The sequence below is a fragment of the Pseudomonas sp. GW821-FHT02H06 genome, from assembly GCF_059421525.1.
Genome location: NZ_JBWKVD010000019.1, coordinates 13,414 through 39,533, shown reverse-complemented (window position 1 = coordinate 39,533; position 26,120 = coordinate 13,414). Strand labels below are relative to the sequence as shown.

22 protein-coding genes are annotated in these 26,120 nt (G+C 62.9%); 6 read left to right on the top strand and 16 right to left on the bottom strand.

Annotated elements, in window-relative coordinates:
- Positions 1-186: 186 nt before the first annotated feature.
- Entirely contained in the window at positions 187-1,461 is a 1,275-nt protein-coding gene (locus AC07VF_RS23120) for a glucarate dehydratase family protein (RefSeq protein ID WP_192173674.1), read from the bottom strand.
- Between the two features lie 31 nt (positions 1,462-1,492).
- Positions 1,493-2,779: an MFS transporter gene (locus AC07VF_RS23115; RefSeq protein ID WP_197984002.1), complete on the bottom strand. Its 1,287-nt coding sequence runs from the start codon at positions 2,777-2,779 to the stop codon at positions 1,493-1,495.
- 238 nt (positions 2,780-3,017) lie between these two features.
- Between AC07VF_RS23115 and AC07VF_RS23110 the strand changes: the two genes are divergently transcribed.
- Positions 3,018-3,917 (top strand): LysR family transcriptional regulator, encoded by a 900-nt coding sequence (locus tag AC07VF_RS23110; RefSeq protein ID WP_192173673.1) that lies wholly within the window; start codon positions 3,018-3,020, stop codon positions 3,915-3,917.
- 206 nt (positions 3,918-4,123) lie between these two features.
- On the opposite strand, the gene AC07VF_RS23105 is transcribed toward AC07VF_RS23110, so the two are convergent.
- On the bottom strand, positions 4,124-5,413 hold the full coding sequence (locus AC07VF_RS23105) for an MFS transporter (RefSeq protein WP_192173672.1): 1,290 nt from the start codon (positions 5,411-5,413) through the stop codon (positions 4,124-4,126).
- A gap of 338 nt (positions 5,414-5,751) precedes the next feature.
- On the opposite strand from AC07VF_RS23105, the gene uxuA reads away from it, so the two are divergent.
- Positions 5,752-6,795, top strand: coding sequence for a mannonate dehydratase (uxuA, locus tag AC07VF_RS23100; RefSeq protein WP_495010114.1), 1,044 nt, complete (start codon positions 5,752-5,754; stop codon positions 6,793-6,795).
- A gap of 43 nt (positions 6,796-6,838) precedes the next feature.
- Here the strand turns inward: uxuA and AC07VF_RS23095 are convergent, their stop codons facing one another.
- The 3 genes from AC07VF_RS23095 to AC07VF_RS23085 form a co-directional block, all read right to left on the bottom strand.
- A complete protein-coding gene (locus AC07VF_RS23095) occupies positions 6,839-7,546 on the bottom strand; it encodes a FadR/GntR family transcriptional regulator (protein ID WP_495010113.1) in 708 nt (235 codons plus the stop codon).
- 246 nt (positions 7,547-7,792) lie between these two features.
- The gene (locus AC07VF_RS23090) at positions 7,793-8,923 is read right to left on the bottom strand and encodes a mannitol dehydrogenase family protein (protein ID WP_192173669.1); all 1,131 of its coding nucleotides are present in this window, start codon (positions 8,921-8,923) and stop codon (positions 7,793-7,795) included.
- An 11-nt stretch (positions 8,924-8,934) separates the two neighbouring features.
- The gene (locus AC07VF_RS23085; protein WP_495010112.1) at positions 8,935-9,945 is read right to left on the bottom strand and encodes a zinc-binding alcohol dehydrogenase family protein; all 1,011 of its coding nucleotides are present in this window, start codon (positions 9,943-9,945) and stop codon (positions 8,935-8,937) included.
- A 301-nt stretch (positions 9,946-10,246) separates the two neighbouring features.
- On the opposite strand from AC07VF_RS23085, the gene AC07VF_RS23080 reads away from it, so the two are divergent.
- Positions 10,247-10,648 carry a hypothetical protein gene (locus AC07VF_RS23080; RefSeq protein WP_192173667.1) on the top strand — a complete coding sequence of 134 codons (402 nt, stop codon included), beginning with the start codon at positions 10,247-10,249 and terminating at the stop codon, positions 10,646-10,648.
- A gap of 54 nt (positions 10,649-10,702) precedes the next feature.
- On the opposite strand, the gene AC07VF_RS23075 is transcribed toward AC07VF_RS23080, so the two are convergent.
- A complete protein-coding gene (locus tag AC07VF_RS23075; protein WP_192173666.1) occupies positions 10,703-11,554 on the bottom strand; it encodes an urea carboxylase-associated family protein in 852 nt (283 codons plus the stop codon).
- Between the two features lie 208 nt (positions 11,555-11,762).
- Here AC07VF_RS23075 and AC07VF_RS23070 point away from each other — a divergent pair, with 208 nt between their 5' ends.
- Positions 11,763-12,788 (top strand): LacI family DNA-binding transcriptional regulator, encoded by a 1,026-nt coding sequence (locus tag AC07VF_RS23070; protein ID WP_495010111.1) that lies wholly within the window; start codon positions 11,763-11,765, stop codon positions 12,786-12,788.
- Positions 12,789-12,846: 58 nt separating this feature from the next.
- Positions 12,847-13,845, top strand: coding sequence for an inositol 2-dehydrogenase (gene iolG, locus AC07VF_RS23065; protein WP_192173664.1), 999 nt, complete (start codon positions 12,847-12,849; stop codon positions 13,843-13,845).
- A 252-nt stretch (positions 13,846-14,097) separates the two neighbouring features.
- Here the strand turns inward: iolG and AC07VF_RS23060 are convergent, their stop codons facing one another.
- The 9 genes from AC07VF_RS23060 to AC07VF_RS23020 form a co-directional block, all read right to left on the bottom strand.
- The gene (locus AC07VF_RS23060; RefSeq protein ID WP_192173663.1) at positions 14,098-17,199 is read right to left on the bottom strand and encodes an error-prone DNA polymerase; all 3,102 of its coding nucleotides are present in this window, start codon (positions 17,197-17,199) and stop codon (positions 14,098-14,100) included.
- Complete coding sequence (locus AC07VF_RS23055; RefSeq protein ID WP_192173662.1) at positions 17,196-18,623, bottom strand: Y-family DNA polymerase; 1,428 nt, start codon at positions 18,621-18,623, stop codon at positions 17,196-17,198. Before AC07VF_RS23055 ends, AC07VF_RS23060 begins: the two co-directional genes overlap by 4 nt.
- Positions 18,624-18,630: 7 nt before the next feature.
- Positions 18,631-19,248, bottom strand: a complete 618-nt coding sequence (imuA, locus tag AC07VF_RS23050) for a translesion DNA synthesis-associated protein ImuA (protein WP_192173692.1) — start codon at positions 19,246-19,248, stop codon at positions 18,631-18,633.
- Positions 19,248-19,865 (bottom strand): transcriptional repressor LexA, encoded by a 618-nt coding sequence (gene lexA / locus AC07VF_RS23045; protein ID WP_192173661.1) that lies wholly within the window; start codon positions 19,863-19,865, stop codon positions 19,248-19,250. The genes imuA and lexA overlap by 1 nt, the downstream gene beginning before the upstream one ends.
- 110 nt (positions 19,866-19,975) lie before the next feature.
- Entirely contained in the window at positions 19,976-20,779 is an 804-nt protein-coding gene (locus tag AC07VF_RS23040; protein ID WP_495010110.1) for an isocitrate lyase/PEP mutase family protein, read from the bottom strand.
- A 91-nt stretch (positions 20,780-20,870) separates the two neighbouring features.
- Positions 20,871-21,410, bottom strand: a complete 540-nt coding sequence (locus AC07VF_RS23035) for a methylated-DNA--[protein]-cysteine S-methyltransferase (RefSeq protein WP_192173659.1) — start codon at positions 21,408-21,410, stop codon at positions 20,871-20,873.
- Positions 21,411-21,539: 129 nt separating this feature from the next.
- Complete coding sequence (locus AC07VF_RS23030) at positions 21,540-22,460, bottom strand: DNA-3-methyladenine glycosylase family protein (RefSeq protein ID WP_192173658.1); 921 nt, start codon at positions 22,458-22,460, stop codon at positions 21,540-21,542.
- Between the two features lie 277 nt (positions 22,461-22,737).
- The gene (locus AC07VF_RS23025) at positions 22,738-23,418 is read right to left on the bottom strand and encodes a hypothetical protein (RefSeq protein WP_495010109.1); all 681 of its coding nucleotides are present in this window, start codon (positions 23,416-23,418) and stop codon (positions 22,738-22,740) included.
- Positions 23,419-23,598: 180 nt separating this feature from the next.
- The gene (locus tag AC07VF_RS23020; protein WP_495010108.1) at positions 23,599-24,744 is read right to left on the bottom strand and encodes an MFS transporter; all 1,146 of its coding nucleotides are present in this window, start codon (positions 24,742-24,744) and stop codon (positions 23,599-23,601) included.
- 320 nt (positions 24,745-25,064) lie between these two features.
- Between AC07VF_RS23020 and AC07VF_RS23015 the strand changes: the two genes are divergently transcribed.
- Positions 25,065-26,051, top strand: coding sequence for an aliphatic sulfonate ABC transporter substrate-binding protein (locus AC07VF_RS23015; RefSeq protein WP_346630480.1), 987 nt, complete (start codon positions 25,065-25,067; stop codon positions 26,049-26,051).
- The last annotated feature ends 69 nt before the right edge of the window (positions 26,052-26,120 follow it).

Genomic DNA, 26,120 nt, shown 5'->3' with positions numbered 1-26,120 from the left:
GTCCTACAGTGAGGTCACGCGTCCCTCACTGGCTTGACGCGGTCTCGTAGGACTGGCTTTAGCCGGGAAGAGGCCAGTTCAGGCGCTGAAGGATCTTCGGCCTGAATGGTGTTTGTGGGAGCGAGCTTGCTCGCGAATGCGATATCCCAAACACCGATCATCCTGCAGAAGTAATAACCCCCAACCTCAATACCTCGGCTTCACCGCCTTCCACTCCGGTTTGTATTTCTGCATTTGCCGCACATCATCCCGCTGGCGAATCCCGCACGTCAGGAATTGGTCATTGAGTTTGCCCAACTGGTCATAGTCCAGTTCAAGCCCCAACCCAGGTTCGCGGGTGAGGTGGACGCAGCCGTCGATGATGGGGAGTTTGCCGCCTTTGATGACTTCTTCGTCCGGTTCTTGCCACGGGTAGTGGGTGTCGCAGGCGAAGTCGAGGTTGGGGACGGCGGCGGCGACGTGGGTCATGGCCATGAGGCTGATGCCCAGGTGGGAGTTGGAGTGCATGGAGACGCCGAGGCCGAAGGTGTCGCACATTTTTGCCAGCGCCTGGGTTTCGCGCAGGCCGCCCCAGTAATGGTGGTCGGCGAGGACGATCTGCACGCTGTTCAGCGCGACGCTGCGGCGGAATTCGTCGAAGTCGGTGACGACCATGTTGGTCGCCAGCGGCAGGCCGGTGCGTGTGTGCAGTTCGGCCATGCCTTCCAGCCCCGGCGTCGGGTCTTCGTAGTATTGCAGGTCATCGCCGAGCAGTTCGGCCATGCGGATAGAGGTTTCCAGCGACCAGTTGCCGTTCGGGTCGATACGCAGCGGATAGCCCGGGAAGGCCTTTTTCAGCGCTTTGATGCACGACACTTCGTGCTCGGGGTCCAGGGCGCCGGCTTTGAGTTTGATGCTTTTGAAACCGTACGCTTCGATCATCCGCCGCGCCTGGGCGACGATCTGCTCTTCGCTCAGCGCTTCTCCCCAGCTGTCGGGCGCGTAGGGCGAATCGGCGTGTTGGGCGTATTTGAAGAACAGGTACGCACTGAACGGCACGCGGTCGCGAACGGCACCGCCCAGCAGGTCAACCAATGGCAGGTTCATGGAACGTGCCTGCACATCCAGAAACGCCACTTCAAATGCCGAATAGGCATTGCTCACCGCTTTGCTGGCATGGGAACCCGGCGCCAGTTCGGCACCCGCTACCGAAGTGGGTTTGTTCGCCGCCACCGTGGCTTTGACCACCGCCCGCAAGTGGTTGAGGTTGAACGGGTCCATGCCGATCAACTGGCTCTGCAACTGCTGCTGAATCGCCAGGGCCGGGGCATCGCCGTAGCTTTCTCCCAGGCCGAGGTAGCCGTTGTCGGTTTCGACTTCAATGATCGAGCGCAGGGCAAACGGCTCGTGGATGCCGCTGGCGTTGAGCAACGGCGGATCGCGGAAGGCAATCGGTGTGACGGTGACGCGTGTGATTTTCAAATGACTTCTCCCGGTCAATCAGGGTGTGAGGCTAGGGTTTGACGCTTGACGATGAGCTGAGCGACGCGGCTGCTCGCAGTGGCGCAGCGTCCTCAAGCTTTGGGCGGTGTGGGTCGCCTTTCGGTGTGGTACGGGCGAAAAAGATCACCACGGCCGCCACCAATGAGGTGAGTGCCAGGCCGTACATGCCGCCTTGAATGGAGCCGGTTTTCTGCTCCAGAAAGCCGAACGCGGTGGGCGCCACGAAGCCGCCGAGGTTGCCGATCGAGTTGATCAGCGCGATCACCGCCGCTGCGATGCGCGCGTCCAGATAGCCTTGGGGAATCGGCCAGAACAGCGCGGACGCCGCTTTGAAACCGATGGCCGCGAAGCAGATGGCGACGAAGGCGAAGATCGGCCCGCCGACGGTGGACATGAACATCCCGCACGCGGCAATCACCAGGGTGACCGCAACCCACGCCTGTTGATGCTTGAAGCGAGCCGCCAGCGCGGCGAAGCCGTACATGGCGATGATCGAGATGATCCACGGAATCGAGTTGAACAGGCCGACTTCGAAATCGCTGAGGCTGCCCATCTTCTTGATCATGCTCGGCAGCCAGAAGGTCGCGCCGTAGATGGTCAGGGCCACGGAAAAGTAGATGAAGCAAAACAGCATGATCTGCCGGTCGGCGAGCAGCTTGAAGATCGACGGCTTGATCACTTGCGCCGCTTCACGGGCGCGCTGTTCGGCGTCGATGGCACTGATCAGCGCGCCCTTCTCTTCTTCGCTCAACCATTTGGCATCCCGGGGATGGGACTGCAGCCAGAACCAGACAAAACCGCACAGGGCGATGGAGGCGAAGCCTTCGATGATGAACATCCACTGCCAGCCGTGCAGGTTCATGCCGCTGACGCCGAGCAACGCCCCGGACACCGGCCCGGAAATCACCGACGCAATAGCCGAGCCGCTGAGGAAGATGGCCATGGCCTTGCCGCGTTCGCTGGAAGGCAGCCACTGGGTGAAGTAATAAATAATGCCGGGGAAGAACCCCGCTTCCGCCGCGCCGAGGATGAAGCGCAGCACATAGAAACTGGTTTCGCCGCGCACGAAGGCCATGGCCATCGCCGCTGCGCCCCAGGTGAACATGATGCGCGTCAGCCAGGCGCGGGCGCCGAAGCGTTGCAGAAGCATGTTCGACGGGACTTCGAACAGCGCGTAGCCGACGAAAAACAGCCCGGCGCCGAGCCCGTAGGCAGCGGCGCCGATGCCCAGGTCGGTTTCCATGTGGCTGCGGACGAAGCCGATGTTGACCCGGTCGATGTAGTTGACGATGAACATGATCACGAACAACGGCAACACATGACGCTTCACTTTCGCAGCCGCGCGGGCCAGAACAGTGGGATCGGCGCTGCTGATGGGTTCAGGCGTGGGAACGGTGCGGTTCAAGGTGCGACTCCCGGTCTTTGTATTTTTTTTGGGATGAGCGTGGGGAATGCAGGTGATGGGCCGATCATGGACCGCCGCATTGTTCCCGTCTAATCTAGATTGACTGTTGATTGATACCCGGAAGAGATCAATGTTCGAGCTTGCCCAGCTACGCTGCTTCACCACCGTCGCCACCGAACTCAACTTCCGCCGGGCTGCCGAACGGCTGAACATGACCCAGCCACCGCTGAGCCGGCAGATCCAGCTGCTTGAGCATTCCCTGGGGGTTCAGCTGTTCAACCGCAACACCCGCAGCGTCGCCTTGACCGCGGCGGGCCGGGCGTTTTTCATCGAAGCCCAGACGCTGCTGGAACGTGCCCATCAGGCGGCCATCGCCGCGCGGCGCTTTGCCGAGGGCGACATCGGCTCGGTGACCATCAGCTTCGTCGGCAGCGCGGTGTACGAGTTTCTGCCACGGGTGATCGCCGAAGCGCGGCAGAACCAGCCCCACGTGAAAATCTCCCTGACCGAACTCAATACCTATCAGCAACATGAAGCCCTGCGCGCCCGGCGCATCGATCTGGGCATCGTGCGCGCGCCGCTGCTGCAACCCGGTTATGAAACCGAATGCCTGGTCCGCGAGCCATTTGTGCTGGCGGTGCCCAGCAGTCATCCGCTGGCCAACACCCGGAACATCGGCGTGCAGGACCTCGACGCCCAGCCCTTCCTGATGTACTCCCACTCGGCTTACCCACCGTTCAACGAACTGCTCACCGGCATGTTTCGCTCGGCGCAAGTGGCGCCGGAGTACGTGCAGTGGCTGGGTTCGTCGCTGACGATTCTGGCGCTGGTGAATGCCGGCATGGGCCTGGCGCTGGTGCCCCGCTGCGCCGCCAATGTGGTGTTCAAGGGTGTGACGTTCCGCGACATCGATCTCGGCGAGGGGGTGCAGAGCGAGCTGCACCTGGTCTGGCGCTCGGACAACGACAACCCGGCGTGCCAGATGCTGCTGGAGGCGATTCGCGCGGCGGTGAAAGCCGAAGGGGTGTGAAGCGGATGCGGCCGGGAACGCGTCGGTGGTTACACCGCAAAGGTGGCGGTGCCTGCACTGGCCTCTTCCCGGCTAAAGCCAGTCCCACTAAACCATCCGCGTGCATTCAATGGGACTGGCTGGAACGACGACTTCTGGGACCGGCTTTAGCCGGGAAAGCGTCAGTGGGTACACCACAGAAGTGAGGCCCGCATCCATTTCAACACTCAGGTGCGCTGGGCGACTGCCGATGCATCCAGCGGCGCGGCATCCTCCGGCGTCGTGGAGAACGGCTCGATCTTGCCGACAATGAACAGATAGCTGAACGCCCCTAACAGCGCAAACGCCCCGGCGGTGAGCAGCGGCGCGGTGAACGAGCCGTTGCCGATCACCAGCATGAAGCCGGTGAAGGTGGTGATGAAGATGCCGGCGGTGTTCGACGCGAAGTTCTGAATGCCGCCAATCGACGCCACATGGGCCGGGGTCGGCGCAACGTCAGCAGGCAGGCACCAGATGCTCGCGCCGGCAAACGCCAGGCTGGCGTACGCCAGGCTGAAAAAGCCGAGCATCGCGTAGGTGCCATCGACGAACACCGACAGGGAAATGCTCGACGACATCAGCATGCCGCCGACGATGCAGGTCTTGCGCGCAGCGGTCAGGCTCCAGCCACGACGGTACAGCGCGTCGGAGGTGAGTCCGCCGATCCAGCCGCCGACGATGGACGCGATCGCCGGAATGGTGCCGAGCGTTCCGAGGGATTTCAGCGAGAAACCGCGTTCGGTGACCAGGTAGGTGGGGAACCAGGTGATGAAGAAATAGATCACGAAGTTCAGGCAGAAGAAGCCCAGCATCATCCCCCACAGGGTGCGGTGACGAAACAGCGACGCCCATTTCACTTTCGGCCGTGCGGCGTGGGTCGCCGCCTTGCCCGCCTCATGCTGCTCGATGGCCGCAACCGCCTGAGGCTCTTTGTAGACCAGGAACCAGCCCACGACCCAGATCAAACCCACTGCGCCGGTGATGATGAACGACGCGCGCCAGCCCCACAGCTCGATGATCAGCGCCACCAGGGGAATGGACAACGCCGAGCCGACCCGCGAGCCGCTGTCGAAAATGCTGGTGGCAAAGCCGCGCTCCTTGACGTCGAACCACTGGCTGACGATTTTCGCGCAGGACGGATACGCCCCCGCCTCCCCCACGCCGAGCATCAGGCGGCAACCGAACATCGCCGCCAGGCTGCCGGCCGCCGCCGTGGCCGCCGTGAACAGCGACCACCAGGCCACTGCGAGGGGCAGCGCGATGCGCGCGCCGACCTTGTCGACGAACCAGCCAAACGGCATTTGCATGAGTGCGTAGGTCCAGAAGAAACCGCTGAGCAGCAGGCCCATTTGCCCTGAGCCCAAACCGAGTTCTTTCTGGATATAGGGGGCGGCAACCGCGAGGTTAGCCCTGTCGATGTAGTTGATGGCCACCGCGAGGAAGCACAGAAAAATTACCAACCAGCGCCCTTTCTGCATGGCGAGTCCTCCTAATTATTTTTATGAGTAAGACGTCGTTAGAGCTTCGTATAGCGTCCGGGCCCTGATTCACACGCTGTTTACCGAGGGATAAAGCATCCTTCGGGAACCGCAGAATTGGCCTGACCAAATATCCGAATGCAGCCGATACTAGACCCGCAATCCGGGTTATGGAAATCGAAAAGGCGATTTATTTGCCGATTTATGGCTCGACGGTCGGGATTTGCATAATTTGGCCTGACCAATCTATGCTGCTGCGCACGCCACGCTCCGGCCGGCTTCAATGAAGCACAGGCGGTCTTGAGCGGCCCGCTCCCCATAACAACAAGGACTGCGCAATGAAAATGACCTTCCGTTGGTACGGCGACAGCGATCCCGTCACCCTGCCCTATATTCGTCAGATCCCCGGCATGACCGGCGTGGTCTCCGCCATCTACGACATCCCGGTGGGCGAGGTCTGGCCACTGGAGAAAATCGCCGCCCTGAAAGCCACGGTGAATGCCCACGGCCTTGAGCTGGAGGTCATCGAGAGCGTGCCGGTCCACGAAGACATCAAGCGCGGCCTGCCTTCCCGCGATCAGTTGATCGACAACTACGGCCAGACCCTGCGCAACCTGGCCGCCTGCGGAATCAAGGTGGTCTGCTACAACTTCATGCCGGTGTTCGACTGGACCCGCTCGACCCTGGCCATGGAGCTGCCGGACGGTTCGACCACCCTGGCGTTCGACGTGGCGGTAATCGAGCAGGCGAATCTCGACAACGGCATCAGCCTGCCCGGCTGGGACGTCAGCTACGAGCCGGAAGTCCTGCGCGCGCTGATCAACGAATACGCTCAGGTCGACGAGGCCACTTTGCGCGAGCGACTGGCGTATTTTCTGGAGCGAATCATTCCGGTGGCGAAAGATGCGGGCATCAAGATGGCCCTGCACCCGGACGACCCGCCGCGCTCGATGTTCGGCATGCCACGGGTGGTGAAGAACCGCGAGGACCTGGCGCACATTCTGGCGATGTTCGATGACCCGGCCAATGGCCTGACGCTGTGTTCAGGCTCCCTCGGCGCCGATCTGGGTAACGACATCCCGTCGCTGGTCCGGGAATTCGGCGGTCAGGGACGCATTCACTTCGCCCATCTGCGCAATGTGAAGGTCAACGAAGCCGGTGATTTCTACGAGACCGCCCACCGCTCGGAAGACGGCTCGCTGGACATGGCGGAGATCGTCAAGGCCTACGTCGAGACCGGCTTTGAGGGTTATTACCGCCCCGACCACGGCCGCATGATCTGGGGTGAAACCGGCAAACCGGGCTACGGCCTGTACGACCGGGCGCTGGGCGCGGTGTACCTGAATGGCTTGTGGGAAGGGATTCGCAAGACCATGGCGTGAGGCTGAGGACCTTTGAACAGCACCGCCTTGCGGCGGGCGACTGTTAACGCAACTCCGCGTCCATCCCGTCCAGCCAGCGCGCTTCGGACCGGCGCAGGTGTTCGCGCATGGCGGTCTGGGCGCCGATCAGGTCGCGGGTCTGCACGGCGTGCAGGATGGCTTCGTGCTCGGCCACCGCCATGGCCCAGGTTTCGCGGGTTTCGGAGTGTTCGCTGACGTGGGCGGTAAGCGGGCTGTACCGCTCTTCGAACAGGGACGTGATGATGCGCACCAGGGTCGAGTTGCCGCTCATTTTCGCCAGGCGCTGATGGAATTTGCGGTCGTCGTCCAGAGCCGGCACGCCTTTGAGCGCACCCTCGCGCATCTTGTCGATGCACGCCTGCAGGTAGCGGAAATCAGCTTTGCTGCCGTGCAGACAGGCCAGCATCACGCTCTCGCCTTCGATCAACGCCCGGGCCTGCATCAGCTCTGACGGGCTCTCGCCCAGGGTGCGGGTTTTGCCTTTGACGCCCAGCAGGTGCTCACAGACGTAGATGCCGGAACCCATGCGAATCTCGACGCTGCCTTCGATTTCCAGGGCAATCAGGGCTTCGCGCAAGGACGGCCGAGAGACCCCGAGCAACTGCGCCAGATCACGTTCAGGCGGCAGCCGCGCGCCGGGGGCGATGCCATGCTTGCGAATGTGCTCGCGCAATCGGTCGGCGGTGATCTGGTAAAGGCGGCGTTCGGGGGCTGGGCTTGGCGCGGTCATCAATCACGTTCCATCAAGATGCGCCGGAGGATATCACAGGCGTTGGGGCGCCTTGTCAGGTGGCCTTGCGGGCGGTGAACAACCTTAATTTATGATTGTTCCCCACGCTCCGCGTGGGAACACATCCCCTGACGCTCTGCGTCACACGAGGGGACGCGGAGCGTCCCGGGCGGCATTCCCACGCGGAGCGTGGGGACGATCATCAATGGATGCATCCCATTTAGTAGGACCGGCTTTAGCCGGGAATCAATCCGCCAACGCCCCCTTGAGCTTCGGCTGCTCCAACCCGGCGATCCCCCGCCCCATCTCCACCACCGGCAAGAACCGGCGGCGTTTCTTCTCTTCGTGGTTCTGCGCGATGTCGGCAATGCGGTGCTGCAAGAACGGGTTGAGAAAGCGGTCACGGACACTCGCCAGATAATCCCGCGCCTGATCCCCTTGGCCCTTCGCGGCAAACACCGGCAGCACCTCCCGCTCCCACAGATCCTCCAGGCTCTCGCGCAGCAGCGGGTCGTTCATCGCCTGAAACACGATTTCGTCGGACGGCCTGCCATCCTTCAACCACCGCTCGGCCAGCCAGGTGTGCCCGAGGTTGAGCATGAACAATTTGAACTGCTCGTACTGCTCCAGTTGATCCGTCACTACTACGCAAGGGTGCGTACACGGCAGCACCAGCCCCGGCTGACGCTCAATCGCCCAGATCGCGTACGGCTCGGCAATGGCACCCACCGGCTGAATGGGCTGCGAGACGATGCGATCAACTAACGAATTCGCCCAGCGACAGGTGTCGCGCAGATAGTGGGCAAACCCGCTATCGATGCCCCACTCCGCCGCCAGCGCAATGATCAGATCGCGCAGCACGTCGCCGTTGCGCGACACCAGTTCACAGGGGAACAGAGAGAGCGGCGCATCAGGGTTCGCCTGCCAGCGGTCATGGAGCAACACCAGCAGTTTCGCCGGAAAACTCTGGGGCGTCGGCGCCTCGGCGGCCAGGCAAGACGCCGTGTCCGCCGCGTCCAGCACGTAGCCTTTGTCGCCCGTGTTGGAGATCACCACCTGCACGTCGTGCCGTATCGCCTGACGAATCAACGTCCAGTCGGGACCGGCTTGCAGCGCGCCGGCAATCGATGTGGACCAATACTCCTCATCCACCGTGCGACCGCTTTCCGCGCCCTGAATGCGCACCGGATACCCCGTGCCACCGGCCAACGCCGCAACTCGCTGGGCGCTGTCGGCGCTGCCGGTGGTTTGCACGACGGTGATTCTGCCCAGCGCTTCGCCCTTCTCCAGGGCCTGGGAAATGAACAGGTCAGCATGGGCCTGAAGAAAACGGCTGGTGCCGAACTGCAGAATGGGGGTGAACGGGGTCGCGTGCATGCCCGCGCCTCCTAGCATTCGACAATGGCTTTGACGACCCGCTGGGCAGGGTCGAGCAGCGTGGTGAAGCGTTCGGTCACTTCGCTCAGGGCCATGCGGTGAGTGTTGAGCGCTGCGTCGGGGATCAGGCCGTCGCGCAGGCACTGCTCGACGTAGCGGAAGTCTTCGACGGTAGCGTTGCGACTGCCCATCAGGGTCGCTTCGCGCTTGTGAAATTCAGGGTCGGAGAAGCTGATGGTGTCGCGAACGATGGACACCAGCACGTACTTGCCGCCGTGGGCAATGAACTCGAAACCGCGCTCCATGGCCTTGGCGTTGCCGGTGGCGTCGTACACCACATCGAAAAACTCGCCCTGGGTCAATTGCTCCAGTTGCTCCTTGTCGTCTGCGCCGATCAGCACGGCCGAGTCGATCTGCAGATGCTGCTTGCAGAACGTCAGGCGGTCCTCGCGGGTGTCGAGCACAGTGACTTTCGCCCCACGCAGGCGGGAGAAAATCGCCACCGCCATGCCGATCGGGCCAGTGCCGACCACCAGCGCTCGCTGGCCGGATTGCACGTCCGAACGACTCACCGCGTGGGCGCCAATGGACAGAAACTCGATCATGGCCGCCTGATCCAGCGTGACACCGTCGGCCTTGAGCACGAAGCCATGGGGCAGGCTCAGGTATTCGGTGAACGCGCCATCGCGGTGGACGCCCAGCACTTGAATGCGCACGCAGCAATTGGTCTTGCCCTGGCGACAGGCGATGCAGTCGCCACAGGACAGGTACGGCATCACATAGACCACGTCGCCGGGCTCAAGGCCACTGCCCGCCTCGCTTTGCTCGACGATGCCGGAGAACTCGTGGCCCATGACCCGGGGGTATTCAAGGAACGGCTGGTTGCCGTTGAAGATGTGCAAATCAGTACCGCAAACCCCGACCCGCTTGATGCGAACCAGCGTCTCGCCGGGTGCGCGTTCGGGTTTCGGACGGTCGAGGGCCAGCAGGGAACCGGGTTTTTCGCAGACGACGGTGAGCATCTTCTCTCTCCAGACAAGGGACGCCGGCGTCGCTGAAACGGCCAGAGCCGCAGGTTACCGGGCAGTGATCTTGTTGTTGTGAGGTGGCTGATGAATTCTGGAAGCGCGGACCGCAGTTGCAGTGGCTTGGGCGATGACAAGTGCGGCGCTGCAGGAAAAAACTACACAGCCGCCCGACCATTGGCAAGACCAATTAGATAATTAAGCTATTGGCCTTACCAAATTAGCCCTTCAAGTTTTCGGCGCGATTGCCCGTGCCACAGCTATAAATCCCCTCCACCCATGGTTATGATCGGAGCCCATGAATTCCCCATTGCCGATCCGCTCGCCCTGCCCGCCCGGCGCCTGTCAATGCGACCGCGACCGACTGTTGGAGCTGGAGGGTGCTGACGTGCGCATCCTTCGCCTGACCCGGCAGGAAGAAAAACGTCTTCTTGAGCGTCTGGAGAATATCGCCACGCTGGAAGATCTGCAGCGCCTGCAACAGCGGATGTTTGACCAGCTCGGCATCCGCCTGGATATCGCTCCCGGCTTCAATGAAGTGCGCAGCATGCGCGGCATGGTCATCGACATTGCCGAATTGCCCGGCATGTGCCGCAAGACCCGCGCCGCGATCCCTGCGGCAATTCGCCGGGGCCTCGAAAAGAACCCCGAAATCGCCTGGCGCCTGCTCAACGCCCACGACTTGTTGCGGGATGCCTGAACGCGGTGACTGGCCCGCAGGGTCTGTCACTGGAAAACCAGCATCCCAACCGCCTTACTTCTCCCAGTCAGCATTGTCGATCTTCAACCCGTGCAGACCGTTGTAGGCCGCGCGTTTAGGCTGCTCCCAGCCCTGGAGCAACGCCGCATCAATGTCATAGATCTCGACGCCCAACGGCCGGCACACGGTCAGCGGGTCCTGAGCATCCGGGCCCCACATTGGCAATGAAAGGTCGCCGCCGGGGCACGTCGACAACGCGCAGAGCAGGTCGATTTCGGCGAAGAACTCAAGGTAATCGCCCTGTTTGGCCGGGCAGGCTTTCATGAAATAAAGATCGTCGTGATTCAAGCCGGTGCACTGAAAGATGTTCAGCACGTCGTGCACGTCGAATTCGGTCAGGCCGTGGGGCAACACGGCGCGGGTCAGGTTCGAATGGCAGTGATGGTGAAAGTCTTCGCCGGTGAGCATCTTGTTGACGTAGGGATCGCAGCGGGTGCCGAGCAGGTCATGCAGCCGACCGCCATGTTCGTCGATGCCATAGCTGGCGAGGCTGTCGTCGGTGATGGTGACCATCGGCCGCAGGAACGGCAGGTTCGACCACAACCGGTCATGGGTTGTGACATGGGCGCCCTGCAATTGCCGGGTGCGCGCGGCCCACATGCGTTCGCGCGGGTCGTCGGCGCTCCAGACATTGAAGTCGCCCACTTGCGGGCCCACCGGGGTGGTCACGCGGAACACCTGCCCGGCCTTGACCTTCCACGCCCGCCCGGTGCGGATCGGCACTTCGAACTGCTCGACCAGGGAGCGGCTGTCCTGCGCCTCACGGATGCGTTGATAAAACGCCGTGTCGACCTGCAGAGCCGAGCCTTTGCTGACCTGATAAGCAGCGGGATAGTCTTTGAACATGGGTGCTCCTGGCGAGTGATTGACTTCTAAAGGATTTGAGCAAAGCACGGCCCGTGCCAAGGGCTTTCAGAGATTAACGAACGTCCCTGATTTGGAATTTAATTTCCATCTGTACAAGCAATAGAACTGCGGCTAGCATTGCGACAGCCTCACCGAGGCCCCGAATCGACCTCAACAAGACCTCATCGAGAGGCTTCAGGGGATTCACATGCTCGACCGCGCCAGACGTTTTTCCATCAAGCAGATCGCAACCCAGGCCGGCGTGAGCAAGGCGACGGTCGATCGCGTCCTGCATCAGCGCGGCAGCGTGCATTACCAGACCCACCGCCGCATTCATCAAGCCCTCGAAGAACTCGAAGCCCAGGAAAAATCCGGGCCTGCGGTGGGCCGCACCTTTCATATCGACGTCATCCTGCACACGCCCAAGCGCTTCAGCGACGCGGTGCAGGAGGCGATTCTCGCCCAGCTCGGCAGTCTGGCGCCGTTTCGGATCTTTCCGCGCTTTCACCTGTATCAGGCCATCGGCACACAGCAGATGCACGACCTGATTCTGCGCTGCGTCGAAAAAGGCAGTCAGGGCCTGATCATCAAGGCGGCGGATGAATTGCCGATCAACGAAGCGGTGAATCAGGCCACGGCGGCGGGTGTGCCGGTGGTGACCTTTGTTTCCGATCTGCCCCAGAGTGAGCGCATCGGTTACATCGGCATGGACAATCGCACTGCCGGGCAGACCGCGGCGTACCTGATGTCGCGCTGGCTGGACGATGCCGCCCAGGACGTGGCCGTGGTGATCAGCAGTGAGCTGTTTCGTGGCGAGGAAGAGCGAGAAATGGGTTTCCGCACCTGGCTGCGCAGCCGTGCGGCGCATTTGCGCGTCGTCGACGTCACCGGAGGGTTCGGGGTGCATGAGCCGACTTTCGAGAAAGTGACTCGAGCGCTGCAGGACAATCCGTCGATCAAGGCCATTTACAGCGTCGGCGGCGGCAACCGCGCGATCGTCGATGCCTTCGCCGCACTGGATCGCCCCCTTGAGGTGTTCATCGGCCACGACCTCGATCAGGAAAACCGCCAACTGCTGGCGGAAGAAAAGATTGCCGCGATCATCGATCACAACCTGCAGGTCGACGCCCGCAACGCGTTTCTGCACATCCTGCAGTTTCATCGCCTGTGGAAGGCGGTGCCGAACCCCGTTTCCCACGTGCAGGTGGTCACGCCGTTCAACCTGACGCACTGATGTGCAGCCGCACCCGTTACGCCGATCACCCCATAACAACAATCCCGGAGATCCCCCCATGCTACGCATTGCTGTCCTCGGCGCAGGCCGTATCGCCAACATTCACGCAGCCAACGTGGCCGCCAATCCCAACGTGCAACTCACGGTGATCGCTGACCCCTGGCGCGAAGGGGTTGACGCCCTCGCCGGAAAGCTGGGCTGCGCCGCGGCCTATGACTGCGCCGAAGCCATTGCCCGTGACGACGTGGGTGCGATTGTCATCGGCACGCCCACCGACACCCACATCGACCTGATGCTGCGGGCGGTCAAGCTAGGCAAACCCGTACTGTGCGAGAAACCCATTGATCTGGATTTCGCCAAAGCCGCCCGCGCGGTGGAAGAGATCGAGCGCCTGAACGGCAAAGTGATGCTCGGTTTCAACCGCCGCTTCGACCCCGACACCCTGCAGATGCGCAAGTCCATTGCCCGCGGGGACATCGGCGAGGTGCGCCAGGTGGTCATCACCAGCCGGGATCCGGGTCTGGCGCCGGTGGAATACCTGACCCACTCCGGCGGCATCTTCCGCGACATGACCATCCATGATTTCGACACCGCGCGCACGCTGCTCGGCGAAGAACCCACCGAAGTCATCGCCATCGCCAGCCGACTGGTGGAGCCCGCACTGGCGCAAATCGACGACTACGACAGCGTGATGGTGCTGCTGCGCACCGCGTCCGGCAAACAGTGCCACATCAATTGCTGCCGCGAAGCCGTGTACGGCTATGACCAGCGCCTGGAAGTGTTCGGCTCCAAGGGGATGATCCTCAACGACAACCATCGCCCGAGCACCGTGCGCAGCTACAGCGCCACGCAGACCGAAGTGCGTGAGCCGCTGGAGAATTTCTTTCTCGAGCGTTATGCCGCTTCGTATCGCATCGAGCTCAACCAGTTCATCGACGCGGTGCGGGGCAACGAAACCTTGCCCACCAATGCCCGCGACGGCTTGAGAGCCTTGCATCTGGCCAACTGTGCCATCGAATCGATCAAGACCGGGCGGGCGGTGAAGGTGGAGATCTGAGTCGCGGAGAAACGCGTCGCCCGAAATCAGGATCGGGCAGGTGAACATTTTCTGGGGGATTGCCCGTCGTCAAGACGCCACGGTATCGCGCAGCAGATGCGGTCCATGTGGGAGTGAGCTTGCTCACGAAGACAGCATTCCAGCCGCCAAAGATTCTGTGGATGGACGGCCCTTTTCGCGAGCAAGCTCGCTCCCACAATGTTTATCCCCGGCATCTCGGCAATCACGTCATGTTCGACGTTTCCCTGCGCATCACTTGAAATCCCGGCTGCGCACGTCGAGCCCGGTGAGCATCGGCGTGAGGTCGAACAATCGCTGGGCGATGACGTGACGCACGCCCTTCTGGAATTCGAACTTGCCGAACACCTGCATCAACTGCGACCCCACCAGCACCTTGCGTTGACGCTCGGCCAGATCACGCCAGACCACGACGTTGATCATTCCGTGTTCGTCTTCCAGCGTCACAAAGGTCACGCCACTGGCGGTGCCGGGCCGTTGTCGACCGACGACAAGCCCGGCGACGCTGAAGCTTCGGCCATGTTCTTCATCCAGCAAATCCTTGGAACTGCGAAAACGCTTCGCTGCCAGTTTAGGGCGCAGCAAGGCCAGCGGGTGCGGGCCGAGTGTGGTGCCGAGGGAGTCGTAATCGGCAGCAAGGTCCTGGGCGACACTCGGCAGCGGCAGCGCGACTTGGGCCTCTTCGCCAAAACAGTCGTCGCCGAACAACGGCCGTTGCATCTCGACGCCGGCGATCTCCCAGCGCGCCCGATGCCGATGCCCCACCAGCCCGCGCAGGGCACCGGAATCCGCCAGGGCAGCACGGGCCCGGTTGTCCAGTTCGGCGCGAATGCACAGGTCGGCCACGTCCTTGAAATCTCGGACACCACGGGCCTGTTCGATGCGCGTGGCGTCCTCCTGGCGGAACCCCTTAATCATGCGCAGGCCCATGCGAATGGCCAGGTTCTGATTGTATTCGCGGCCGGCAACCGGCTCGAGCGAACAGTCCCAGTCGCTGTAACGCACGTCCACCGGGTGCACGTCGATCTGCTGGCGGCGGGCGTCCTGCAGCAATTGATCGGGGCTGTAAAAACCCATGGGCCAGCTGTTGATCAGCGCGCAGGTAAAGGCTGCCGGCTCGTGGCACTTGAGCCAGCAACTGGCGTAGGTCAGCAGGGCGAAACTGGCGGCGTGGGATTCCGGAAAGCCGTAGCTGCCGAAGCCCTTGATCTGCTCGAAAATGCGCTGGATGAACTCGTCCGGGTAACCCTTTTCCTTCATGCGCTCGCTCAAGCGGATCCGATGGGGCTCGAGACCACCATGGCGTTTCCAGGCGGCCATGGAACGGCGCAGTTGATCCGCCTCGCCGGGGGAATAATCAGCAGCGACGATCGCCAGTTGCATGACCTGTTCCTGAAACAGGGGCACGCCCAATGTGCGCTCGAACACCACTTTCAGTTCATCGGACGGGTACGTTACCTCTTCTTCGCCGTTCTTGCGGCGCAGGTACGGATGGACCATTCCGCCCTGAATCGGACCGGGGCGGACGATGGCGACTTCGATCACCAGGTCATAGAAGGTGTTGGGTTTCAAGCGCGGCAGCATGGACATCTGCGCCCGCGACTCGATCTGGAACACGCCGATGGTGTCGGCGCGGGTGATCATGTCGTAGGTCGGCTTGTCCTCGGCGGGGATGGTCGCGAGGGTCAGGTCGTAACCGCGATAACCCCTGACCAGATCGAAGGTCCGGCGCAGGGCGCTGAGCATGCCCAAGGCGAGGATATCGACTTTGAGCAGGCCGACCAGATCGAGGTCGTCCTTGTCCCACTGAATGATGGTGCGGTCCGCCATGGCGGCGTTTTCCACGGGCACCAGGGTTTCCAGCGGATGCTCGGAAATCACAAAGCCGCCGGGGTGCTGGGACAGATGCCGGGGGAAGCCGATGAGTTCGCCGGTCAGCGTCAGTACCCGCCGCAGGATCGGGCTGTCGGGTTCGAAACCGGATTCGCGCAGGCGTTCGGCGGGCGGCATGCTGTCGCTCCAGCGGCTGAAGCAGTCCGCCAGGGCGTTGATCTGGTCGGGCGGCAAACCGAGGACCCGCGCCACATCCCGTACGGCCCCCGCACCGTGGTAGGTACTGGCAACGGCGGTGAGCGCCGCCCTGCCCCGGCCGTATCGACGGAACACGTATTGCAGCACTTCCTCGCGCCGTTCGTGCTCGAAATCCACGTCGATGTCCGGGGGCTCGTCGCGCTCTTCGGAGATGAAACGCTCGAACAGCAGATTGCTTTTTGACGGGTCCAGCTCGGTGATGCCCAGGGCAAAACACACCGTGGAGTTGGCCGCCGAGCCCCGACCCTGGCAGAGGATATGCTGCTCGCGGGCGAAGCTGACGATGTCGTGCACCGTGAGGAAGTAACTCTCGTAACGCTTGGCCGCGATCACTTTCAGCTCTTTTTCGATGTTGCTGCGGGCGACCTCCGGCACGCCCTGAGGCCAGCGACGGCTGGCGCCCTGCTCGGTCAGGTGCCGCAGCCAACTGCTGGGGGACTGGTCAGGCGGCACCAGCTCATGGGGGTATTCGTAGCGCAACTCACTGAGGTCGAAGGTGCAGCGCCGGGCAATGTTCACGGTTTCAATCAGCAGGCTCGACGGATACAGCTCGCCCAGCACCGACAGCGGTCGCAAATGCCGCTCGCCGTTGGCAAACAGCCGATGCCCTGCCTCCGCCACGGTGGTGTGATGGCGAACGGCGCTCATGGTGTCCTGCAAGGCCCGACGACCGCGGGCGTGCATGTGCACGTCGCCACTGGCAACGGCAGGAATCGCCATGGCCCGTGCCATGCCGAGCAAGGTGTTCAGACGCTTTCGATCATCCGGACCGCAATGCAACTCGACACTCAGCCACAGATTCTGCTGAAAAATCCCACGCAGCCATTCACCTTGTTTCCGCCGGGTCGGGACGTCCTGTTCAAGATCCGGCAGCCACAGCGCCAAAAGCCCCGAGAGCGGCGGCTGGAAGTCCTCGCGCAGCAAGCGGTATTCGCCTTTCTTGCTACGACGCCGACCCTGGGTGATCAAGCGACACAAGGCCTGGTAACCGGCGAGGTTCTCCACCAGCAAGACGATTTTCGGCCCGTTCTCGACGGTGATTTCGCTGCCGATGATCAGCGGCAGTTCACATTCCTTCGCCGCCTGCCACGCCCGCACAATGCCCGCCAGGGTGCATTCATCGGTGATCGCCAGCGCTTGATAGCCATGCAGTTTGGCCCGCTCGAACAGCTCCTTCGCACTCGACGCCCCACGCTGGAAGCTGAAGTTCGACAGGCAATGCAGCTCGGCGTATGCCCCGCTCATGCGAACCAGCCGTGCAGCAACAGGCTGCTGTCGCCGACGCTGCGGTACGCCCAGCCGCGCTGGCCGTTGCGGGTTTCGACGAGGTAATAGTCGCGGCGCACGTCGCCGCCGTCCCACCAGCCCGACTCGATGCGCTCCGGCCCGGCCAGCACGCGCACGCCCGGCTCGGTCAGTAACTCGGGCTCAGGCAACAGCCAGCCGGGGCGCGGCACTTTATGGGTCAGCACCAGCGGCTTGTTCGGGCAAGCGGGCAGCGAGGCGTGTTCCGGACGATGGTCGGCATTGAAGCCCAGGCCAGCGACCGCTTCATCCCCAAGCCGTGCGCGCAAACGCTCGCGCAGTTGCTCCCAGGGCATGGTCTGCTGCGGACGGTCGTCGAACAGCTCGCGGTGGGTGGGCACGAAGGCCGGCAGATCCTTGGCCTGCAATCGCAACGCGCGCACCGGCGACGGCACTTCGACTTGCTCCAGACGGCCCCGCGCCAGCTCGAACAGCATGTTGGCTTCGCGCTCGGCACTGAGCAGGCCGACGGGAATCTGTGTGTCCGGGGCCACGCTGCCGACGCTTGGCACGTGTTCCAGATGAATCACGAAACGTTGCACGCCGCTGTCGCGCCCGGCCAGAAACACCGCCAGATCGGCAATCATGCGCTTGAGCGGGAACAGCAGCGCCTGATGGGATTCGACGTCGAAATTCAGCTCGATACGGGTATCGAAACGGTCCGGCGGCACATAACACTCCAGCCCCATGGGCCGGCGCCCGAACAGCGTGTCGAGGTGTTGCAGGACCGCCGCCGGGAAACGCCGGGCCAGGGTGTCACGGGGCAACGCCTGAACCTGTCGCACGCGATGCAGGCCCATGCGCGCCAGGGCCGTGGCCACCTCGGTTGGCAGGCCGATGCGGTTGACCGGCATCTGTGCCAGCACCTCATGCAGCGTGTCGCCATCGGTCACGGCGAGACCATCATGGGCGTTGGCAAGCATGCGGGCCGCCAGCGGATTGGGTGCCGCGACGATGCGGTGGGTGAAGCCCAGCTCGGTCAGTTCCTGACGCAGACGCGCTTCGAAGACCGGCCACGGCCCGAACAGGCCAAAGCTGGATTCAACCTCCATCAACAGCACGCGCGGGTACTTGAGGCTGACATGGGAACTGAAACGGTAGGCCCAGGCCGCCAGCAAACGATGCCAGCGCTCGGTTTCGTCGGGGTCGTATTCGACGGTGGCGAATTCACGGGTCATGGCATGGGCTGCGGTCAACGACTGGCCGGCACGCAGGCCCATTGCCCGGGCCGCCGGGTTGACCGTCTGCAGCACCCGGCGCTGCGCCGTGCCGCTGATCAGCGCCAGCGGTTCTTCAGGGTTTTCGCGACGACGTATGACGCCGTCCAGCGCCAGCTGCGGCAGGAGGACACAAGCCCAGAGCATGGCAACCTCAAGCGTCAGCAGTGAACGGAACGGGGGAAGCAGGCGGCAGCCCGCCGCGACACTTGAGCACCCGCAACTGACTGGGGCGCGCGTCGATGGCAATACGCAGCGCGGCCGGTGACGGATTGGCGGCCGCCTCATGCCCGCGACAGGCAAAGGCCAGGGTTTCACCGGTTTCGGCGGCCACCTGCAACCGACGCAGGGCGCGGTCGTCGACCTTGGTCGGCCAGCACAACACCGCGCCGCAACTGCCCGAGCGCAGGCATTGCTCAACTGCCCATAGGGCATCGCGCTCGTTGGCGTGGATGATCGACAACTGCCTCAGGTCGATGCCCGCCATCTGCCAGGCCTGGGCATAGGGGAGATAGGGAGGCGCGACCAGCACGATGCGTTCGCCGCTGTCAGCAAGCCGCGCCAGGGTTGGCCACATCAGCCGCAACTCGCCACTGCCGTTGGCTGCGACCAGCACTTCGGTCATCGCCGCAGGGGGCCAGCCCCCCATGGGCAACGCCGCGTCGAGGGCCGCATGGCCGGTGGGCTGCGCGGCCACGGAGGCAACCTGCTGACGCCCCTTCCAGACGCGCCGCTCGTCCAGCAGCGCGTCCAGGCTGACCACCGCGCCCATCATTCCCGGCGCACCAGGCCACAGAACACACCTTCGATGGCGAAGTCCTGGTCGGGCCGAACAATGATGGGTTTATACGCAGGGTTGCGCGGCAGCAAGCGCAGCTGATCATCGCCGCGCTCAAGGCGCTTGATGGTCACTTCGCCGTCCAGCCGGGCCACGATGATCTGCCCGTCGCGGGCGTCGGCGCTTTGCAGGATGCCCACCAGATCGCCATCGAAGATGCCGTCGTCGATCATAGAGTCCCCGCTCACCCGCAGCAGGTAATCCGGGACGCGCATGAAGGTGCGGCTGTCCAGCGTGAAGGTGTCGTGGTTATCGAGGTCGGGGCCGATGGGCGCACCGGCGGCTACCCGCCCGAGGACGGGAATGTCGAGCATCTGCGGCCGCGGACGGGTGTCCACCAGCCGGATGCCGCGGGCCTGATTGGCGGTGACTTCGATCAAACCGGCATCGGTGAGCGCCACGATGTGCTTGCGCGCGACACTGCGGGAAGCAAATCCGAAGGCTTCGGAAATTTCAGCCAGGCTGGGAGGCTGGCCATTTTGGGCGATGCGATCTCGAATGAACGTGAGGATGGCAGCGCGTTTTGGGGATAGGGTCGTCATGGAGCACATTTGTACTCTTCTCGACTAAACCTGACTAGCGCCTCTTGTCGATCCGGCTGCAATTTTTGTAACAGAGCGGCGAATACGGGGAATCACCACCCTGCTCAAAAGCCCTTTCTTTAGCGCTCAAACAGCGCTTGAATCTGCGGATACGCGAGGCTGGTCTCGATGACCGTTTCCGAGCGCCCTTCCTCCAGAAAGCCCCGTGCCAGTTGCTCGGCCTGTCCCCACAGGGTCTGGGCGATGCTGGATCCGGCGCTCAACCGGCGAACGCCCAATGCGGCCAACGCATCGGCGGCGGGCAGTCCCTGTCGCGCCAGCAGATTGAGGGGCAGACCGATGCCTGCAACGACGGCTTTGATCTGCTCGACATCCACCAGGGCCGCGACGAACAGGCCGTCCGCACCCGCCTCCCTGTAAAGCTGGCCTCGCTTCAGGGTTTCCTCCAGGCGCAGCTCATCAGGGACCAGACTCGCCAGGTAAACGTCCGTGCGGGCATTGATAAAGACGTCCAGCCCGTTACGGGCCGCCGTGCTTTTGATCGCCTCGATCTTGCGGGCCAGCAGATCCGGCGCGTCGGAACCGTCCTCGATATTGATGCCGATCGCCCCGACGTCCAGCACCCGCTTGACGTTCTCCGCAACGGTTTGCGTGTCGTCCGAATAGCCGTTTTCCATGTCCACCGACAGCGGCACCTTGATCAATCGCGCGATGCTGGCCGCGACGCTGACCGCAATGCCGACCGGAAACACCCGGCCATCGGCATAGCCCTGGGCCCAGGCGACCCCGGCGCTGGTGGTCGCAATGGCCGTGGCGCCGAGGCTTTCGAACAGCCGCGCGCTGCCCGCGTCCCAGGCATTGGGCAGACGCAAAACGGTGGATTGGTGGTGCAGTGAGCGAAACGTCTGAGCGGAACCGGGCATGATCATCTCCATTGATTTAAGGGTCGGCCGTTGCGTACGTTTTCAAGCGGCGTGTTGCGTGAAGCTTTGCGTAAACCGTGAAGCGATTGATTCAGAACAGTGACGCCTGGGTCGAAGCCACTGCCATGACGCGCCTTCCCCGCTGTACCGGCTGATACCCCTCCAGGGTCAGCAGCAGGTGCTTGGCATCGAGGCCACCCGCAAAACCGGTCAGCGCACCGGAGCTGCCGATCACCCGATGACAGGGGGCGATGATCGAGATGGGGTTTTTGCCGTTGGCGGCTCCGACCGCGCGCACGGCGGCGGGGTTGCCGATCTGCAGGGCAATGTCTAGATAACTGCGGGTTTCGCCGAAGGGAATATTCAGCAAGGCCTGCCAGACTTTCTGCTGAAAATCCGTCCCATGGAATTCGAGTTCAAGCTCGAAGCGCTGACGGCGACCTGCAAAGTATTCGGCGAGCTGGCGTTCGGTCCGGTCAAGAATATCGCTGCCGTCATCTTCGCTCATGGCTCCGAGCAGCACGCGGTTCGGGCGGTCGTTTTCCCACAGCACGGCGGCCAGACGCGGGCCCTTGGCGATCAGTTTCAGCTGCCCAACCGGGGAATCGATGAAACGGTAGGTGAAGGTCATCGTCTGGCTCCTGCGCTGGTTTTTACTCTCGATACGGGCGCGCCGGGATTAACTGGAATCGTCCGTACGTCGACATACTACTCGCGCGCCCTTCCCGAACCACCCGGTTCTTGCGCTCGAACTCGCCGGTCAGCCGCCCTTCTGCTTGCCCGCCGCATCCGCCGCGGAATTCCAGATGTGCATGGCGGCGTAGGCGCGCCAGGGTTTCCAGGCGTCGGCCCGCGCCTTGTGCTGTGGCAGGCGCAGCAGGCTCGGCTCCTGCAGGGTCATGAGATTCATCAGCACCAGATCGGCGGCGGGCCAGGCGTCCGGGTCACGCCAGGCGCGCATGGCGATGTATTCCACGGTCCAGGGGCCAATGCCGGGCATGGCCAGCAACTGTCGCCGCACATCGCCGAGGTCGCCATGGCGCACGTCAAGGGACAGCTCGCCACTGGCCACCGCTGCGGCGAGACGCTGCAGGGTATCGACGCGCTTGCCGGGCATGCCGATCTTGTCCAGGTTGGCCTGCGCCAGGGCATCCGGCGTCGGGAATCGCCACCCCAGCTGTTCATGCAGACCCTCGCTGACCTGAACCCCGGCGCGCTGCACCAGACGACCGACAATCGTGGTTGCACCCTTGACGCTGACCTGCTGCCCGACGACCGTGCGCACCGCCAGCTCGAACCCGGAAAACGATCCCGGCACACGCAGCCCCGGACGACGCTGCACCAGCGATGCCAGCCACGGGTCTTGCGACAGGGCGTGGTCAATGATGTGAGGTTCGGCGTACAGATCGAACATGTGAGACACCGGCACGATCAGCTCATCAATGTGCTGGCTCACCTCGCCGTGGGCGGTCGCCAGCAGATGTTGCCCGTCCGGCGCCAGTGCGACCGACAAAGCACCGAGGCTGCCCTTGAAATCGATGTTGCGCAGGTACACCCCATCGACCACCGCCTCCACGCCCGCCGTCATCCGCGCCGCGAAGAAATCGAGCATGCGCTGCCAGTCAAACGGTGGGTGAAAGGGTATCAGGCGCGAGGCGTGGGGCTGGAGAGGTTGAAGCATGGGGGAACTGCCGGCAGTCAGGGTCGGCTGACGCTAGCGTAATCGATGGAGGCGCACAAACTTTTCGGGCGGGAACGCATAGTGAGGGTTATCACACTAGCCTCTTCCCGGCTGAAGCCGGTCCCACATGGAATCGCGTTCTAACTGTAGGACTGGCTTTAGCCGGGAAAGCGTCAGGGATCACAACGCAAGAATGAGGGTGATCGCACTGGCCTCTTCCCGGCTGAAGCCGGTCCTACAGGGGATCGTGTTCTACGACGGATCCCGTGCATCTCTGTCAGCTCGGGCAGCCCACAGCACCGCCGTCAAGGTTCTGCTTGTAGTTTTCATACTGCAGCGTGGCTTTGCCGTCGTTCCATTTGAGGGTCAGCACCAGCACGGAATCGAAGTCCTCGGCGACCCAGTCGTTGACCAGTTTGACCTTCTCGCCGGACGCCTCCTCGGCGACCTTGTTGATCAGCTCCGGCAGGTAGCCGTGGGACCAGGCAGTGTAGATGGTGGCGTCGTGGTATTTGTCGCGCATCAGCTCATCGGCCAGATCACCGGTGTCGTTGGCGGCGAAATCGATATTGACCGGCAGGCCCAGCTTGATCGCGCTGGGGCCAACGGTCATCAGGGGGCGAAGGTAGCTGTAGGAATGATCGTGCTCGCCCTCTTCCACATGACGGCTCGGGTTGGCCGCAAAGATGAAGTCGGCTTTGCCGAAGGTATTCGGCAGCACCGTGGACAGGTCGATGGCCCGATTGAGGCCCTGGCAGTTCAGCTGACCCAGTCCGGTTTCGGGCTTCTCGGCGTGGCGCAGAAACACCAGGGTCTGGGTGCCGTTCTTGGCCTCGGCATGAACACCCTTACCGGCGGCGAACCAGAAAATGGCGGAAGCGATGAGGAGGGTCGGAAACAGAAAATAGGTCATGCGCTGCATCGCGCGGGACCGCAGAGGAGGTGTTGAAAGGCTCATATCGGCATGGAGTTCTGATGGCTCGTGATGGGCGTGACGCCCGATGCAACGTCCTTGTCAGCGTGTGGCTCGGTGCAGTATGGCGAGCGAATATTTCCGTATAACGAATGCCCATCAGATCAGAAAACGCTCAAGAGGTTGCACGCAAGCACCTGATTTGCCGAATTAATCGCCGAACGGTCAGAGGGTGTTGTTTTGGGGCACCGGTTTGTATCGACTGCAAACCACCGCGCTGAGCAGCACGGCGACGCCCGCTGTGGTGTAAATCCATGCAGGGGACGCCCACGGCAGCAACACCCCGGCGAGCAGCGGTCCGACGCCTGCACCGACGTCGCGCCACACCGCATTGCCCGCCAGCGCCTGAACCCTGCCCGGCCCCGGATTGCGTTCGGCGACCAGGGTCGTCACCAATGGCAATTGCAACGCCCGCAGGATCAGAATCGCGCCGGCGCCGACGATCAGCCAGTGAAAGCCGAAGGCCGTCAACGCCAGTGCGGTCGCGGCGGAAAGCACCACCAGCATCCGCACAGCGCCGAAGCTGTCAGCCGCGCGCCCGCCCAACGGGCTGAGAAGCATCTCCGAGGCGTAGCGCAGGGCCAGCAACACACCGGCGATAAAGACCGCATTGCCGCCGAGCACCGTCTGCGCCTGAAGCGACAACCCGAAGATGAACAGCCCGTCCAGCGCCACGCCCTCGACGAACGACCACAGCGCCACACTGTCCGGCCGCTTGAAACGGCGCCCGGCGGAAGTGGGCAAGGGATGCGGCGCAGCGGGCAGCCCACGCGCAAACCACACCGCTCCAAGGGAACACAGCGCGAGGATGAAAAAGATAAGCCGCGGACCGTAATGCAGGCTGATCAGCGCGCCGATGGGCAGTGCCAGCATAGGGCCGATGGCGATAATCGCGCGGGATCGACCCGCCCGACGTGCCGCTCCACCTGGCTCCGAGGTCGCCAATGCCTGGGTCGACAGGTTCAGCGCCGCGTAACTCAGGCCCCAGCCCAGTCGCAGGATCAGCAACCACCAGAACCCGCTGATGAAGCTGTTGCCAAACGCGCAGACCGCCGATACCAGGGCCGCCAGCGTCAAGGCCGCGCGATCGCCCCGCGCGGCGTAGAAACGTACGACATAGCTGTAGCCGAAAATCCGGACCAGCCGGTTGGCCGCCAGCAGGATCCCTGCTTGGGCGAGGCTGATGCCGAAGGCCCCGGCGTTCATCGGCAGCAACAGATACAGAAGCACGTCGCTGGGCAGGCACAAGCTGAGAATGATCGCAGAACCGCGCGATGCGGAATCGGCGGAACGGGCAGTGACGGCGGACATGCTCGGAGAGGCCCTGTTGCAACGGTGGAGCGCCAGCATGCGGTTCTGCGCGTCGGCTGACAACCCGCAGCGCAGCGCAGCGTGCTGAGTCTTCGGACGGCGGAGATTGCCGCTGTTTGCCCAGCAACAGTCGATCAGCAGACTGTTGCATCGGTAGCACTTTCCCACTTGCCCGGCCCCGCAATCAGGGGACCTGGGCGGCGCCTCGCCAATGGCACAAAGCCTGCAATATTCCAATCAAGCAGATCGATTCGCTCCGACTGCTGATTTCGTCATAAGCAGCCGTGCGCAGCTTCCGCCCCTTGACTGGACACTCACCCATGACCGCACTTTCCCGTCTGCCGACTTCCTTCAAACTACTCGCCGGCGCGCTTGCACTGACGTTACAGCCGCTGGTCCAGGCTGCCGAGGCGCCACCGGCCGAGGTGCACCTGGATTACGCCTACTACTCGCCGGTCAGTCTGGTGCTCAAGCACTTTGGCTGGCTGGAAAAAGCCCTGCCAAACAGCAAAGTCAGCTGGGTGTTCAGCCAGGGCAGCAACCGCTCGCTGGAATACCTCAACAGCGGCGGCGTCGACTTCGCCTCCTCCGCCAGTCTCTCGGCGGTGCTGGCGCGGGCCAACGGCAGCCCGATCAAATCGGTTTATGTCTACAGCCGCGCCGAGTGGACCGCGCTGGTGGTGCGCAAGGATTCGACCCTGCAGAGCGTTGCCGATCTGAAGGGCAAGAAAATCGCCGCTACCAAAGGCACCGACCCTTACCTGTTTACCCTGCGCGCCTTGCAGCAGGCGAAGCTGACCAAGGACGACGTCGAACTCTTGCATCTGCAACACCCGGACGGCCGTATTGCGCTGGAGAAAGGCGACGTCGACGCCTGGGCCGGGCTCGATCCGCACATGGCCGCGAGCGAAATACAGGCCGGCTCGCGCTTGTTGTATCGCAACAAGGACTTCAACAGCTTCGGCGTGGTCAGCGTGACCGAGCGTTATGCGAAGGAACACCCTGAAGCGATCAAAACCGTCCTTGGCGCGTACGAAAAAGCCCGGGAATGGTCGCTGAAAAATCCGGACGAGCTGGCCCAATTGCTCGCCACCGAGTCAGGCCTGCCGCTGGATGTCGCCAAATTGCAGTTGACCCGCACTGACCTCGGCAGCCCGCTGCTGACCGACAAAGACGTGACCGCGTCGAAGGCCGCCGCGCCGATTCTGGTTTCCGAAGCGCTGGTGCGCAAAGGGACGAACGTTGACCAGGTCATCGACCAGTTGATCGACCCGAGCTTCGGCAACGCGGTCGTCGCCAAGCCATGAGCAACGCGCGGGGCAGCGAAGTCAGTGGCGGCGGTATCGGAAGCAGCGTCAGCCCCAGAGCTCAGGTGT

Bases quoted from the DNA above. Each gene is read 5' to 3' on its own strand.
- AC07VF_RS23115 (WP_197984002.1), bottom strand. From the start codon at position 2,779: ATGTTCATCGTCAACTACATCGACCGGGTCAACATCGGCTTCGTCCGC.
- AC07VF_RS23110 (WP_192173673.1), top strand. From the start codon at position 3,018: ATGTTCGAGCTTGCCCAGCTACGCTGCTTCACCACCGTCGCCACCGAA.
- AC07VF_RS23105 (WP_192173672.1), bottom strand. From the start codon at position 5,413: ATGCAGAAAGGGCGCTGGTTGGTAATTTTTCTGTGCTTCCTCGCGGTG.
- uxuA (WP_495010114.1), top strand. From the start codon at position 5,752: ATGAAAATGACCTTCCGTTGGTACGGCGACAGCGATCCCGTCACCCTG.
- AC07VF_RS23095 (WP_495010113.1), bottom strand. From the start codon at position 7,546: ATGACCGCGCCAAGCCCAGCCCCCGAACGCCGCCTTTACCAGATCACC.
- AC07VF_RS23090 (WP_192173669.1), bottom strand. From the start codon at position 8,923: ATGCACGCGACCCCGTTCACCCCCATTCTGCAGTTCGGCACCAGCCGT.
- AC07VF_RS23085 (WP_495010112.1), bottom strand. From the start codon at position 9,945: ATGCTCACCGTCGTCTGCGAAAAACCCGGTTCCCTGCTGGCCCTCGAC.
- AC07VF_RS23080 (WP_192173667.1), top strand. From the start codon at position 10,247: ATGAATTCCCCATTGCCGATCCGCTCGCCCTGCCCGCCCGGCGCCTGT.
- AC07VF_RS23075 (WP_192173666.1), bottom strand. From the start codon at position 11,554: ATGTTCAAAGACTATCCCGCTGCTTATCAGGTCAGCAAAGGCTCGGCT.
- AC07VF_RS23070 (WP_495010111.1), top strand. From the start codon at position 11,763: ATGCTCGACCGCGCCAGACGTTTTTCCATCAAGCAGATCGCAACCCAG.
- iolG (WP_192173664.1), top strand. From the start codon at position 12,847: ATGCTACGCATTGCTGTCCTCGGCGCAGGCCGTATCGCCAACATTCAC.
- AC07VF_RS23060 (WP_192173663.1), bottom strand. From the start codon at position 17,199: ATGAGCGGGGCATACGCCGAGCTGCATTGCCTGTCGAACTTCAGCTTC.
- AC07VF_RS23055 (WP_192173662.1), bottom strand. From the start codon at position 18,623: ATGCTCTGGGCTTGTGTCCTCCTGCCGCAGCTGGCGCTGGACGGCGTC.
- imuA (WP_192173692.1), bottom strand. From the start codon at position 19,248: ATGGGCGCGGTGGTCAGCCTGGACGCGCTGCTGGACGAGCGGCGCGTC.
- lexA (WP_192173661.1), bottom strand. From the start codon at position 19,865: ATGTGCTCCATGACGACCCTATCCCCAAAACGCGCTGCCATCCTCACG.
- AC07VF_RS23040 (WP_495010110.1), bottom strand. From the start codon at position 20,779: ATGCCCGGTTCCGCTCAGACGTTTCGCTCACTGCACCACCAATCCACC.
- AC07VF_RS23035 (WP_192173659.1), bottom strand. From the start codon at position 21,410: ATGACCTTCACCTACCGTTTCATCGATTCCCCGGTTGGGCAGCTGAAA.
- AC07VF_RS23030 (WP_192173658.1), bottom strand. From the start codon at position 22,460: ATGCTTCAACCTCTCCAGCCCCACGCCTCGCGCCTGATACCCTTTCAC.
- AC07VF_RS23025 (WP_495010109.1), bottom strand. From the start codon at position 23,418: ATGAGCCTTTCAACACCTCCTCTGCGGTCCCGCGCGATGCAGCGCATG.
- AC07VF_RS23020 (WP_495010108.1), bottom strand. From the start codon at position 24,744: ATGTCCGCCGTCACTGCCCGTTCCGCCGATTCCGCATCGCGCGGTTCT.
- AC07VF_RS23015 (WP_346630480.1), top strand. From the start codon at position 25,065: ATGACCGCACTTTCCCGTCTGCCGACTTCCTTCAAACTACTCGCCGGC.